The organism is Tessaracoccus aquimaris (assembly GCF_001997345.1).
Taxonomy (GTDB): domain Bacteria; phylum Actinomycetota; class Actinomycetes; order Propionibacteriales; family Propionibacteriaceae; genus Arachnia; species Arachnia aquimaris.
In genome coordinates, this window is record NZ_CP019606.1 from 1867441 (window position 1) to 1879156 (window position 11716).

The following is an 11716-nucleotide window of genomic DNA, read 5'->3' on the forward strand; positions in this document are numbered from 1 at the left end:
GAGAACCGCCATGCCCGCCACCTTCAGCACCGACCCGTCAGGCCAGCGCTACCGCGACCTGAACCGCAACGGCGTCCTCGACCCGTACGAGGATCCCCGCCGCGACGTCGAGGAGCGCGTGGACGACCTGCTCGGGAGGCTGACGCTTCCCGAGAAGATCGGCCTGATGTTCCACACCGTCATCGAGGCGGGACCCGACGGGACGGTGCTGGAGGGGGCGGGCGCGATCAGCAAGTCCGGCACGGCACAGGTGGTGACGGGCAAACTGCTCAACCACTTCAACGTGCACCAGCTGGGCGACGCTGCCGCCGCCGCCCGGTGGCACAACGCGGTGCAGGAGATCGCCGAGCGGACCCCGCACGGCATCCCCGTCACCATCTCGAGCGACCCGCGTCACTCGTTCGCGGAGAACGCCGGGGCGTCCTTCGCCGCAGGCTCCTTCTCGCAGTGGCCCGAGATGCTGGGGCTCGCCGCGCTCCGCGACGAGTCCCTGGTGCGCCGCTTCGCCGACATCGCGCGGCAGGAGTACACCGCCGTCGGGATCCGGGCGGCCCTGCACCCGACGCTCGACCTGGCGACCGAGCCCCGTTGGGCGCGCCAGGCTCAGACCTTCGGCCAGGACCCCGACGTCGTCACCCGGCTCGGGGTGGCCTACCTTGCGGGCATGCAGGGCGAGCGGCTCGGCCCCGGAAGCGTCGCATGCACCGCCAAACACTTCCCCGGCGGCGGCACCGTCAAGGGCGGCGAGGACTCCCACTTCCCCTACGGCTCGGCCCAGGTCTACCCGAGCGGCTCGCAGGAGTCGCACCTGCAGCCCTTCCCCGCCGCCATCGACGCCGGCGTCAGCGCCGTGATGCCGTACTACTCCAAGCCGATCGGCCTGACGCTGCGCGGCATCGAGGCCGACGAGGTCGGCTTCGGCTACAACCGGGCCATCGTCACCGACCTGCTTCGCGGCGTGCTCGGCTTCGACGGCGTCGTGCTGTCCGACTGGGAACTCATCAACGACAACCACGTCGGCGACCAGGTGCTGCCCGCCCGCGCCTGGGGCGTGGAGCACCTCGACCCTCCAGGCCGGATGGAGGCGCTCCTGAACGCAGGCTGCGACCAGTTCGGCGGCGAGGAGTGCGTCGACCTGCTCGCCGACCTCGTCGCGAGCGGGCGCATCCCGGAGTCGCGCGTCGACGAATCGGCGCGCAGGCTGCTCCGCGTGAAGTTCCGGTTGGGGCTCTTCGACGACCCCTATGTCGACGAGGCCGCGGCGCCTGGCATCGTCGGGCGGGACGACTTCCTCCGCGAGGGGAGGCGGGCCCAGTCCGCGTCCGTGACGGTGCTGACGGGCCGCGACCTTCTGCCCCTGGCCCCGGACCAGCGGGTCTACGCCGAGGGCATCTCCCGCGAGGCCGCCGCCCGGCTCGGCACCGTCGTCGACACCCCGGAGGAGGCGAGCATCGCCATCGTGCGGCTCGCGGCACCCTTTGAGCCACGCGACGACCTGTTCCTCGAGAGTTGGTTCCATCAGGGCTCGCTCGACTTCCCGCCTGGCCTGCGGGTGCGACTGGCGCGGATCGCCCGCCACTGCCCCGTCGTGATCGACGTCTTCCTGGATCGGCCCGCGGTGCTGACGCCGCTGCTCGACGTCGCCTCGGTTCTGGTTGTCGACTACGGGACGAGCGGGAGCGCGTTGGTCGATGCGTTGCTCGGCGAGGTGGAGTCGGTGGGGCGGCTTCCGTTCGACCTGCCGCGCTCGATGGCATCGGTGCGTCGGCACCCCGAGGATCAGGTCGGCTTCGACGATCCGCTGTTTCCTGCGGGCTTCAGCGCCTAGTCGACGTCCTCGGGGGCTACCGTCCAGGTGTTGCAGTTGCCCATGTCGGCCGAGTACAGGCCTCGGATGCCCCAGTAGGCCATCGAGTCCTTCGACCCGTGGATGCCGTCCTCGATGGTGGCGCGCAGGTACTGCTCGAACTCGACAAGGGACGCCTCCCCAACCGACTGTGTCGGGTCGTGCGCCATCATGGCGTAGCCCCAGCAGGTGGCCTGCAGTTCGATCCTGCGGGCCGACTCGTTGCCGCCCTGCCCTACGGCGTACTCGGCCTGGAACATGCCAGACTGCGCCTGCAGGTGATGGCCGTACTCGTGGCCCGTGACGTCCTTGACCCCGAAGTCCATCCAACTCGCGCCGTTGAGGCTGTCCTCGCCGAAATAAATGGCGCCGCCCTGCGTCGAGCAGTACAGCGCAGGCGCGGAGACCTGACCGCAGGGGGTGTCGACCGAGCGGCCCTCATAGAAGTAGATGGGGATGTCGTCGGTGGAATAGCCGAGCGCCGCCTGGATCGGCTTGAACGCCGCCTGGATGCACTCCATCTGGCCGGTCGCGATGCGTTCGAGGTCGCCCATGTCGTAGGCCAGTTCCGGCTCGGGGCATCCCTCGAGCAGCGGAACCGGTTGGGCGTAGATCGCGCTCTGCTGCAGCGTCTTCCAGTCCGGATCGGTGGAGTCGGGCCCTGGCAGTTCCTCCCACGTGCGCGGCGGCAGCCCGGGGTTGGTCTCCCCCGGCTCGGCAGGTTCGACGACCGGCTCCGGCTCCCGCGACTCGGACGCCGAGGCGCTGGGGCTGATGCCGGGCACCAGCGGCTGCAGCACGTCGGCGACGGCGCGGAACACGTTGACGGCGAGGACCAGGACGATCGCGACCCCGACGAGCACGAAGATCGTCTTGCCGAAACCCCCGGAGCGCCGCGGCGGCGGGGGCAGACGGTAGCCGCCCTGCCACTGCTGCTGTGGCCCGGGATAGGGCGGGCGCCACTGCTGCTGATTGGGCGGCGGCCCCCACTGGGACTGCTGGAACGCGCGCTGCGGCTGCTGCGGCTGCTGCCACCCCGATTGGAGCGACCCAGGCCTGTTCCAGCCGGGGTGCCCAGGGGGTTGGGGCCAGTTGCCCTGCGTCACCGGCGCCTCCTCACGTGACCTGATCCGCGTCCACTACCCAGGTGTTGCAGTCTGCCACAGTCGCCGCGTAGAGGCCGCGGGTGCCCCAGTAGGTCAGCGACTCGCGGGTGCCGTGCACCGAGTCGATCAGCATGGTGTCGAGGCGCTCGTTCCAGGACGCCAGGTCGTCGGCGTTGAACCCGAAGGACCGGTTGTGATAGGTCATCATGGCCGACCAACAGGTGGCCTGCAGTTCGGAGCGGCGCTCCAACTCGTTGCGCGGCGGCATCGCAAGCTTGGCGGCCGTGATTCCCGCCAACTTCTGGATGTGGTGGCCGTACTCGTGGTTGACCATCTCATTGACCGACAGGTCCCAGGTCGCCGCCATCTCGAAGTGCTCCTGGCCGAAGTAGACGGTCCCGTCGCCGGAGGAGCAGTAGAAGGCGGGGGCCGACAGGTAGCCGCACTCGCTCTTCGAGCCTGCGCCCGGGTAGAACTGCACCTCCGGTTCGACGACGGACCAGCCAAGTTGCTTGAAGACGGGCACCCAGGCCGCGTGCACGCACGACCACTGGCCGCGCACCGCGGCCTTCCACTCGTCCTGGCTGCTGGTGCGCTCGGGCTCGGGGCAGCCGCTGAGCGTCACCGGCGGCAGGTCGTCCAGCGGGGTGGCCTGCAGCGCGTACAGGGGCGAGTCGGGGTCGGCGGCAGGTAACTGCGGCCAGGTGTGCTCCGGCAGCGTCCAGGACCGACCGCCAGGGTCGGCGCTCACCGTGACCGACGGCGTCGTGGTGGGCGTGGGCGTCGGAGAGGGGCCGGGGGGCGTCGGGGTGGGGGTGACGACGCTGCGGCGCGTCGGGGTCGGGGCGGCCGCAGGCGGGGGCGAGTCGACGGTGGTGGTCGTGCGTCGCTCGGCGAGGTACATGCCGATCACGACGAAGGCGCCCGCGACCAGCAGCGAGGTGGCGGCGATGCCGATCCGGGTGATGGCTCCGGGGCCGGGTTCCGCAGGCGCCGCCTGCCATGCGAGGGGCCGCTGTGGGGCCTGTTGGGTAGGCACCTGGCGCCACAGATCCTGGGACAGCCGGGGCGGCGGGGCCTGGGGCGGCGGGGGTCGGTCAGGGCCCGGGCCGGGTGCTACGGGGGGCGGGGCGTCGTCGGCCTCGTGCGACCAGTTCTGCATCGCTAGTTCCCACCTCCTCCCCTCGCGGCGCGGCCAAGCCTACGACGGGCCGGGCTCAGAAGAGCAGCACGGCCACGAGCACGGCGATGACCGCGATCAGCGCGACGCCGACGACGCCGACGGCCACGGCGAACGGGGCCAGGTCGCGGGGTTGGCTCACGTTGCCCGCAGGAACGCCGCCCTGCTGCACGATCGCCGGGGTGTTGTCCGCGGCGGCGGGCAGCCGTTCGATGACGGGTACCAGGTCGCCGAGCTTACCCGCGGCGTAGACGGTGTCCATCCCCTCGGCGTACTCGTCGTGGGTGATCCGTCCGTCGGCGAAGGCGGCGTTGAGGCGTTGCGTCAGGGACTCGCGTTCGACGTCGTCAACGGGGTCGCCGGATCGCTGAAGGTACTTCGAACTCGGGGGCAGCGCCATGGTCCCCATCATAGGACAGGCCTCAGTCGGCCAGCGGGGCGAACGCGTCGCCGAGCCGTGTCGCGCCCCCGTCCGCCTCGGTGAGCACCCAGGCGCCGCCGGGAGTGACGGCGACCGTGTTCTCCCAGTGGGAGCCGCGGGAGCCGTCGCGGCTGACGACTGTCCATTCGTCGTCGAGTTCAAGGGTCTGGTGCGTGCCGGTGGTCAGCATCGGCTCGATGGCGATGGCCATCCCGACCCGCAGCCTCGGCGTGGGGCGGGGGCGGTACCAGTTGGGCACGTCGGGGCTCATGTGCATCTCGGTGCCGATGCCGTGGCCCGTGTACTCGCGCAGCGTCCCGTAGCGGGTCGGGAGGCGCTTCACGTAGCCCTCGATGGCCTTCGAGACGTCGCCGATGCGGTTGCCGTCCCTGGTGGCGAGGGCACCCGCCCAGAAGGCCTCCCGGGTCGCCTCGATCAGCGCGACGTCGACCGGGTCGGCGGTGCCAACGATGATGGTGCGCGCCGCGTCGCCGTGCCAGCCCGCGACGATCGCACCGAAGTCGATGGAGACGACGTCACCGTCGACGAGCGCGCGGTCGCCCGGGATGCCGTGCACGAGTTCGTCGTTGACCGAGATGCATGCGACCCCGGGGAACGGTGCCCCGTACTCCGCGCCGTAGCCGAGGAACGAGGAGGTGGCGGCGTTGCGCGCGAGGACGTCGCGGCCGATCTGGTCGAGCTCGCCGGTGGTCACGCCGACCGCGGCGGCGCCGCACATGGCCTCGAGCCCCTCGGAGACCACGAGGCCTGCCCTGCGCATCAGGAGCAGTTCGTCCAGGGACTTGATCTCGATGTGGCTCACGCTCAGGCCTTGACGTGCGCGTCGACCAGGTCGAACATGCGCTGGCGGACCTCATCGACGGTGCCGGTGCCGTCCACGTCGACGAGCAGGCCCTTGTTCTCGTAGTGGAAGAGCAGCGGGGCCGTCTGGCCTGCGTAGACCTCCATCCGGCGGCGGATGGTGTCCTCGTTGTCGTCGGCCCTGCCCTCGATCTCGGCGCGGGCGAGGAGCCTCTGCACGAGGGCCTCGGGCTGCACCATCAACGACACCACGGCGTCGAGCGGGGCCGAACGCTCCGCGAGGTAGCGGTCCAGGAAGTGGACCTGGTGCATGGTGCGGGGGAAGCCGTCGAGCAGGAAGCCCTGCTCGCAGTCGGGCTCGGCGAGCCGGGAGGCGACGATCTCCTCGGTGACGTCGTCGGGGACGTACTCCCCCGCGTCGATAATCGCCTTGACCTTGACGCCGAGCGGCGTCTGGTTCTTGATGTTGTACCGGAAGATGTCGCCCGTAGAGATCGCAGGCACGCCGTAGCGCTCGGCCAAGGCCGTCGCCTGGGTGCCTTTGCCTGCACCGGGCGCTCCCATGATCAGAAGCTTCACTTCAGGAAACCCTCATAGTTGCGCTGCTGGAGTTGGCTCTCGATCTTCTTGACGGTGTCGAGACCGACGCCGACGATGATCAGGATCGAGGTGCCGCCGAAGGGGAAGTTCTGTGCGGCGCCGACCGCCATGAAGGCGATGGTCGGGATCAGGGCGATCACCGCGAGGTACAGCGAGCCGGGGGCCGTCAGGCGCGACAGGACGTATGCCAGGTACCGCTCGGTCGGCTTGCCCGCCCGGATCCCCGGGATGAAGCCGCCGTACTTCTTCATGTTGTCGGAGACCTCTTCGGGGTTGAAGGTGATCGACACGTAGAAGTAGCAGAAGGCGATGATGAGGACGAACTGGAGCGCCGAATAGACCCACGAGTGGATGCCGTTGCCCGTGAAGTTCGCGGTGATCCACTGCGAGACTGCGCCCTCGGGCCGGAAGGTCGCGTACAGCACCGGGAGATACATGATCGACGAGGCGAAGATGACGGGGATGACGCCCGACTGGTTGACCTTCAGCGGGATGTAGGTCGTGGAGCCGCCGACGAGGCGACGGCCGACCATCCGCTTGGCGTACTGCACGGGGATCCGACGCTGGCCCTGCTCGACCCAGATGATGCCGAGCATCACGAGCAGGCCGATGCCGATCACTACGAAGAACAGCACCCATCCGGTGACGCCCTGGTGGCTCTCCTTGATGGCCCACAGGCCTGCGGGGAAGCTGGCCGCGATCTGGGTGAAGATCATGATGGACATGCCGTTGCCGACACCGCGCTCGGTGATCAGCTCACCCATCCACATGATGACCGCAGTGCCTGCGGTCATGATCAGGATCATCACGATGAGCGGGAACAGCTCGTCGGAGTACAGCACGTTGGTACAGCCGGGCAGCAACTGTCCGGTGCGCGCCATCGTCACGAAGGCGCTGGCGTTGAGCACCGCGAGCACGAGCGTCAGGTAACGGGTGTACTCGGTGATCTTGGCCTGGCCGGAGGCCCCTTCCTTCTTCAGCGCCTCGAGCCGCGGGATCACCACGGTGAGGAGCTGCAGGATGATGGAGCTGGTGATGTAGGGCATGATGCCGAGCGCGAAGATCGTCAGTCTCAGCAGCGCGCCGCCGGAGAACAGGTTGACGATGTTGTAGATGCCGGCTGCCTCGCCGGACGTCGCGATCGCCAGACATTCGTCGATGCGAGCCATGTTGACGTTCGGGCTTGGGATCGTCGACCCAAGTCGGAACACGGCGATGATGCCCAGCGTGAAGAGGAGCTTCTTGCGAAGGTCCGGTGTCTTCAACGCATTTGCGAGAGCGGAGAGCATCCAGATCTACTTTCGACGAACAACAGATTTCAGCGCGCGCCGATAGCACGGCAACCAGGGCAGCCTATCAAGGCCCGACCCACCACCAAAACTCCCGCCCCCCACAAACCTCGCCCAACCCGTGTCGGGGGATGCGAATGGGGTGGGTCCGGAAAGATCCGGACCCACCCCATTCTGGGTTCAGCTGTGCGTCAGAGCTCGGTGGCGGAACCGCCAGCGGCCTCCAGCTTGGCCTTGGCCGAGGCGGAGAACGCGTTGGCGCTCACCTTCAGGGCCACGGGGACGTCGCCGTTGCCGAGCACCTTCACCAGGGCGCCGTCGCGCACGGCACCGGCCGCCACGAGGTCGGCGACGGTGACGTCGCCACCCTTCGGGAACAGCTCGGCGACGCGGCCGACATTGACGACCTGGAACTCGACACGGAACGGGTTCTTGAAGCCCTTGAGCTTCGGCAGACGCATGTGGATCGGCATCTGGCCGCCCTCGAAGTTCTGAGGAACGTTCTTGCGCGCGCCGGTGCCCTTGGTACCACGACCTGCGGTCTTACCCTTCGAACCCTCACCACGGCCGACACGAGTCTTCTCGGTCTTGGCGCCGGGGGCGGGACGCAGATGATGCAGCTTGAGCGACATGGTCACTTCACCTCTTCAACGGTAACCAGGTGGGCGACCGTGCGGATCATGCCGAGCACCTCGGGGCGATCCTCGCGCGTCACGGTGTCACCGATCCGCTTGAGGCCCAGGGTGCGAAGCGTGTCGCGCTGGTACTGCTTGCCGCCCACCGCGGACTTGGACTGGGTGATCTTGAGCTCCGCCATTACTTGGCCGCCCCTTCCTTAGCGGCGCGAAGCAGTGCGGCCGGGGCCACGTCCTCGACCGGGAGCCCGCGGCGGTGAGCCACGGCCTCAGGGGTCTCGAGCTGCTTGAGCGCATCAACGGTCGCGTGCACGACGTTGATCGCGTTGGAGGAGCCGAGCGACTTGGAGAGCACATCGTGCACTCCGGCGCACTCGAGCACCGCACGGGCGGAGCCACCGGCGATCACACCGGTACCGGGCGAGGCGGGGCGCAGCAGCACGACGCCACCGGCCTTCTCACCCTGGACGGGGTGCGGGATGGTGCGCTGGATCAGCGGCACGCGGAAGAAGTGCTTCTTGGCCTCTTCAACACCCTTGGCGATCGCGGCCGGCACCTCCTTCGCCTTGCCGTAGCCGACGCCCACCATGCCCTCGCCATCGCCGACGACGACCAGTGCGGTGAAGCTGAAGCGACGACCACCCTGAACGACCTTGGCGACGCGGTTGATGGTGACAACGCGCTCGAGGTACTTGCTTTCTTCCTTCTGAGCCTGGCCACGACGATCGTCACGGCCACGACGCTCACCCGCGCCGGAACGGCGCTGCTGGGTTTCACTCATCGTGAATTCCTTTCGTCGTGTTAGAAGCCGAGCCCGGCCTCGCGGGCGGCGTCGGCAAGCGCCGCGATCCGTCCGTGGTACTTGTTACCTGCACGGTCGAAGACGACCTGCTCGATGCCTGCGGCCTTGGCGCGCTCGGCGATCAGGGAGCCGACCTTGCGGGCCCTCTCCGACTTGTCGCCGTCGGCCGAACGCAGGTCGGCCTCCATGGTGGAGGCGGACGCGAGCGTCTTGCCGACGGTGTCGTCGATCACCTGAACGAACAGGTGGCGCGACGAACGGGTGACGACCATGCGGGGACGGTCGACCGAGCCGTTGATCTTCTTGCGGGCACGCAGCTGACGACGCGCACGAGACGCGCTCTTCGGAGCAAGCGACTTGTTGTGCTTGATCGAGATGGCCATTACTTACCAGCCTTTCCAGCCTTGCGGCGGACGTGCTCGCCCGCGTAGCGGACACCCTTGCCCTTGTAGGGCTCGGGCTTGCGAATCTTGCGGATGTTGGCCGCGGTCTCGCCGACGAGCTGCTTGTCGATGCCCTTGACCGAGAAACGGGTGGGGGCCTCGACAACGAACTCGATGCCCTCAGGCGCGTCAACGATCACCGGGTGCGAGAAGCCGAGCGCAAACTCGAGCTGCTGCGGGCCCTTGGAGATCACGCGGTAGCCGACGCCGACGATCTCGAGCTTCTTTTCGTAGCCCTCGGTGACGCCGAGCATCATGTTGTTGACCAGGGTGCGGGTCAGGCCGTGCAGCGAACGCGACTCGCGCGCATCGTTGGGACGGGAAACCTGCAGCTGGCCGTCGTCGCCCTTGGCGATGGTGATCGGGTCAGCGACGGTCAGTGTCAGGGTGCCCTTCGGGCCCTTGACGTCGACCTGCTGGCCGTCGAGCTTGACGTCCACACCGGACGGAATGGCGATGGGGAGCCTGCCAATTCGTGACATTTAAGTTTTCTCCTTACCTTCGCCAGATCACCAGACGTAGGCGAGTACTTCGCCGCCCACGGACTTGGACTTGGCGTCGCGGTCGGTCAGCAGACCATGCGACGTCGAGATGATCGCGATGCCGAGACCGCCGAGCACCTTGGGGAGTTCGGTGGACTTCGCGTAAACGCGAAGGCCCGGCTTCGAGATGCGCCGCAGGCCGGCGATGGAGCGCTCGCGCGACTCGCCGTACTTCAGCGTCACCTTCAGAACCTTGCCGACCTGGCCCTCGACCTCGGTCAGTTCGTAGTCGGCGATGTAGCCGTTCTTCTTGAGGATCTCGGCGATTCCCACCTTGATCTTCGAGCTCGGCATCGACGTGGAATCCTGGTACGCCTGGTTGGCGTTACGCAGACGCGTCAGCATGTCTGCGATCGGATCAGTCATCGTCATGACTAGTTGCCTCTTATCTACACCGGTTTCCGGGAGACCCGGACCTGGTGTGGTTTGAATGGAATGTGGGTCTGGGTCACCAGGACGACTTGGTCACGCCGGGGAGTTCCCCAGCATGCGCCATTTCGCGCAGGCAGATGCGGCACAGGCCGAACTTGCGGTAGACCGAGTGGGGCCGGCCGCACTTCTGGCAACGGGTGTACGCACGCACGCCGAACTTGGGCTTGCGCGCCTGCTTGACCTTGAGTGCTGTCTTAGCCATCAGTTCACTTCTTCTTCTTGGCGTAGTAAGCGGGGCCGCGCTTGGCCTTCTGCTTCTTCGGGTCGTCAGTGGCCTTGAAGGGGAAGCCCAGGAGCTTGAGCAGCGCACGGCCTTCCTCGTCGTTGTCTGCGGAGGTCACGAACGTGATGTCCATGCCGCGGACGCGGTCGATCTTGTCCTGATCGATCTCGAGGAACATGACCTGCTCGTTGAGACCGAAGGTGTAGTTGCCGTTGCCGTCGAACTGGCGCCCGTTGAGACCACGGAAGTCGCGGATACGGGGCAGCGCGAGCGTCAGGAGACGATCGGCGAACTCCCACATCCGGTCGCCACGCAGCGTGACGTGGCAGCCGATGGGCTGACCCTCACGCAGCTTGAACTGTGCGATCGACTTGCGGGCCTTCGTGACGGCCGGCTTCTGGCCGGTGATCGCGGTGAGGTCCTTGATGGCGCCGTCGATGATCTTCGAGTCGCGCGCGGCCTCGCCGACGCCCATGTTCACGACGATCTTGGTGAGACCGGGGATCTGCATGACGTTGTCGAAGTTGAACTCTTCCTGCAGGGCAGGAACGATGCTCTCGCGGTACTTGGCCTTGAGACGGGGCATCGTGGTGGTCGAGGTCTCGCTCATCAGATCTCCTCACCGGTCTTGGTGGCGATGCGCACGGAGCGCTCGGCCTTGTACTCGGAACCATCGGGACGACGCTTGGTCACCTCGACGCGCTTGTGTCCGACGCGCGTGGGGACTTCCTTGCCATCGACCTTGACCACGAGCTGCACGTTGCTCACGTGGATCGGGGCCTCGACGTTGATGATGCCGCCCTCGACGCGACGACCGTTGGCGGTCTGCGACTCACGACGGTGCTTCTTGACGAGGTTCACGCCCTGGACGGTGACACGCTCGGTGGCGGGATCAACGGCGATGACCTCGGCGGTCACACCCTTGTCCTTGCCCGAGATGACCATCACGCGGTCGCCCTTCTTGATGTTGAGCTTCGCCATGATCAGATCACCTCCGGTGCCAGCGAGACGATGCGCATGAACTTCTTCTCGCGGAGTTCGCGGGCGACGGGGCCGAAGATGCGGGTGCCGCGGGGCTCCCCGTCGCTCTTCAGGATCACGGCCGCGTTCTCATCGAACTTGATGTAGGAACCGTCGGCGCGGCGACGCTCCTTCTTGGCTCGGACGATGACGGCCTTGACCACGTCGCCCTTCTTGACGTTGCCGCCAGGGATCGCATCCTTGACGGTGGCGACAATGGTGTCGCCCAGGTAGGCATAGCGGCGCTTCGAGCCACCGAGAACACGGATGCAGAGGATTTCCTTCGCACCAGTGTTGTCGGCGACCTTCAGTCGCGACTCCTGCTGGATCATTACTGCTCCTTGCTCCACCGGTT

17 protein-coding genes are annotated in these 11716 nt (G+C 67.4%); 1 reads left to right on the forward strand and 16 read right to left on the reverse strand.

The window, feature by feature from the left end:
* Window positions 1–10 precede the first annotated feature (10 nt).
* Window positions 11–1828 (forward strand): glycoside hydrolase family 3 protein, encoded by a 1818-nt coding sequence (locus BW730_RS08770; protein WP_077685905.1) that lies wholly within the window; start codon window positions 11–13, stop codon window positions 1826–1828.
* On the opposite strand, the gene BW730_RS08775 is transcribed toward BW730_RS08770, so the two are convergent.
* The 16 genes from BW730_RS08775 to rplN all read right to left on the reverse strand — a co-directional run bounded on the left by BW730_RS08775 (window position 1825) and on the right by rplN (window position 11693).
* Entirely contained in the window at window positions 1825–2952 is a 1128-nt protein-coding gene (locus BW730_RS08775) for a neutral zinc metallopeptidase (protein WP_145952784.1), read from the reverse strand. The genes BW730_RS08770 and BW730_RS08775 overlap by 4 nt on opposite strands.
* A gap of 10 nt (window positions 2953–2962) precedes the next feature.
* Complete coding sequence (locus BW730_RS08780; protein ID WP_077685907.1) at window positions 2963–3991, reverse strand: neutral zinc metallopeptidase; 1029 nt, start codon at window positions 3989–3991, stop codon at window positions 2963–2965.
* Window positions 3992–4169: 178 nt separating this feature from the next.
* Entirely contained in the window at window positions 4170–4532 is a 363-nt protein-coding gene (locus BW730_RS08785) for a DUF1707 SHOCT-like domain-containing protein (RefSeq protein ID WP_158522558.1), read from the reverse strand.
* A gap of 22 nt (window positions 4533–4554) precedes the next feature.
* Window positions 4555–5334, reverse strand: coding sequence for a type I methionyl aminopeptidase (map, locus tag BW730_RS08790; protein WP_237268035.1), 780 nt, complete (start codon window positions 5332–5334; stop codon window positions 4555–4557).
* Between the two features lie 44 nt (window positions 5335–5378).
* Window positions 5379–5954 carry an adenylate kinase gene (locus tag BW730_RS08795; RefSeq protein WP_077685910.1) on the reverse strand — a complete coding sequence of 192 codons (576 nt, stop codon included), beginning with the start codon at window positions 5952–5954 and terminating at the stop codon, window positions 5379–5381.
* Window positions 5951–7264 (reverse strand): preprotein translocase subunit SecY, encoded by a 1314-nt coding sequence (gene secY, locus BW730_RS08800; RefSeq protein WP_077685911.1) that lies wholly within the window; start codon window positions 7262–7264, stop codon window positions 5951–5953. The genes BW730_RS08795 and secY overlap by 4 nt, the downstream gene beginning before the upstream one ends.
* Window positions 7265–7455: 191 nt before the next feature.
* Entirely contained in the window at window positions 7456–7896 is a 441-nt protein-coding gene (rplO, locus tag BW730_RS08805; protein WP_077685912.1) for a 50S ribosomal protein L15, read from the reverse strand.
* Between the two features lie 2 nt (window positions 7897–7898).
* Window positions 7899–8081 (reverse strand): 50S ribosomal protein L30, encoded by a 183-nt coding sequence (rpmD, locus tag BW730_RS08810; RefSeq protein ID WP_077685913.1) that lies wholly within the window; start codon window positions 8079–8081, stop codon window positions 7899–7901.
* Complete coding sequence (rpsE, locus tag BW730_RS08815) at window positions 8081–8680, reverse strand: 30S ribosomal protein S5 (protein WP_077685914.1); 600 nt, start codon at window positions 8678–8680, stop codon at window positions 8081–8083. Before rpsE ends, rpmD begins: the two co-directional genes overlap by 1 nt.
* 20 nt (window positions 8681–8700) lie before the next feature.
* Window positions 8701–9084 (reverse strand): 50S ribosomal protein L18, encoded by a 384-nt coding sequence (gene rplR, locus BW730_RS08820; RefSeq protein ID WP_077685915.1) that lies wholly within the window; start codon window positions 9082–9084, stop codon window positions 8701–8703.
* Window positions 9084–9626: a 50S ribosomal protein L6 gene (rplF, locus tag BW730_RS08825; protein ID WP_077685916.1), complete on the reverse strand. Its 543-nt coding sequence runs from the start codon at window positions 9624–9626 to the stop codon at window positions 9084–9086. Before rplF ends, rplR begins: the two co-directional genes overlap by 1 nt.
* Window positions 9627–9653: 27 nt before the next feature.
* Complete coding sequence (gene rpsH, locus BW730_RS08830; RefSeq protein WP_077685917.1) at window positions 9654–10058, reverse strand: 30S ribosomal protein S8; 405 nt, start codon at window positions 10056–10058, stop codon at window positions 9654–9656.
* Between the two features lie 76 nt (window positions 10059–10134).
* Entirely contained in the window at window positions 10135–10320 is a 186-nt protein-coding gene (locus BW730_RS08835; RefSeq protein ID WP_068749473.1) for a type Z 30S ribosomal protein S14, read from the reverse strand.
* Window positions 10321–10324: 4 nt separating this feature from the next.
* Window positions 10325–10951 carry a 50S ribosomal protein L5 gene (rplE, locus tag BW730_RS08840; protein WP_077685918.1) on the reverse strand — a complete coding sequence of 209 codons (627 nt, stop codon included), beginning with the start codon at window positions 10949–10951 and terminating at the stop codon, window positions 10325–10327.
* Entirely contained in the window at window positions 10951–11322 is a 372-nt protein-coding gene (gene rplX / locus BW730_RS08845) for a 50S ribosomal protein L24 (protein WP_077685919.1), read from the reverse strand. The genes rplE and rplX overlap by 1 nt, the downstream gene beginning before the upstream one ends.
* 2 nt (window positions 11323–11324) lie before the next feature.
* A complete protein-coding gene (rplN, locus tag BW730_RS08850) occupies window positions 11325–11693 on the reverse strand; it encodes a 50S ribosomal protein L14 (protein ID WP_077685920.1) in 369 nt (122 codons plus the stop codon).
* Window positions 11694–11716 lie beyond the last annotated feature (23 nt).

What these genes read in the sequence shown, in the direction of transcription:
- BW730_RS08770 (WP_077685905.1), top strand. Translation starts at nt 11, where the DNA reads ATGCCCGCCACCTTCAGCACCGACCCGTCAGGCCAGCGCTACCGCGAC.
- BW730_RS08785 (WP_158522558.1), bottom strand. Translation starts at nt 4,532, where the DNA reads ATGGCGCTGCCCCCGAGTTCGAAGTACCTTCAGCGATCCGGCGACCCC.
- map (WP_237268035.1), bottom strand. Translation starts at nt 5,334, where the DNA reads ATGCGCAGGGCAGGCCTCGTGGTCTCCGAGGGGCTCGAGGCCATGTGC.
- secY (WP_077685911.1), bottom strand. Translation starts at nt 7,264, where the DNA reads ATGCTCTCCGCTCTCGCAAATGCGTTGAAGACACCGGACCTTCGCAAG.
- rplO (WP_077685912.1), bottom strand. Translation starts at nt 7,896, where the DNA reads ATGTCGCTCAAGCTGCATCATCTGCGTCCCGCCCCCGGCGCCAAGACC.
- rpmD (WP_077685913.1), bottom strand. Translation starts at nt 8,081, where the DNA reads ATGGCGGAGCTCAAGATCACCCAGTCCAAGTCCGCGGTGGGCGGCAAG.
- rpsE (WP_077685914.1), bottom strand. Translation starts at nt 8,680, where the DNA reads ATGAGTGAAACCCAGCAGCGCCGTTCCGGCGCGGGTGAGCGTCGTGGC.
- rplR (WP_077685915.1), bottom strand. Translation starts at nt 9,084, where the DNA reads ATGGCCATCTCGATCAAGCACAACAAGTCGCTTGCTCCGAAGAGCGCG.
- rplF (WP_077685916.1), bottom strand. Translation starts at nt 9,626, where the DNA reads ATGTCACGAATTGGCAGGCTCCCCATCGCCATTCCGTCCGGTGTGGAC.
- rpsH (WP_077685917.1), bottom strand. Translation starts at nt 10,058, where the DNA reads ATGACGATGACTGATCCGATCGCAGACATGCTGACGCGTCTGCGTAAC.
- BW730_RS08835 (WP_068749473.1), bottom strand. Translation starts at nt 10,320, where the DNA reads ATGGCTAAGACAGCACTCAAGGTCAAGCAGGCGCGCAAGCCCAAGTTC.
- rplE (WP_077685918.1), bottom strand. Translation starts at nt 10,951, where the DNA reads ATGAGCGAGACCTCGACCACCACGATGCCCCGTCTCAAGGCCAAGTAC.
- rplX (WP_077685919.1), bottom strand. Translation starts at nt 11,322, where the DNA reads ATGGCGAAGCTCAACATCAAGAAGGGCGACCGCGTGATGGTCATCTCG.
- rplN (WP_077685920.1), bottom strand. Translation starts at nt 11,693, where the DNA reads ATGATCCAGCAGGAGTCGCGACTGAAGGTCGCCGACAACACTGGTGCG.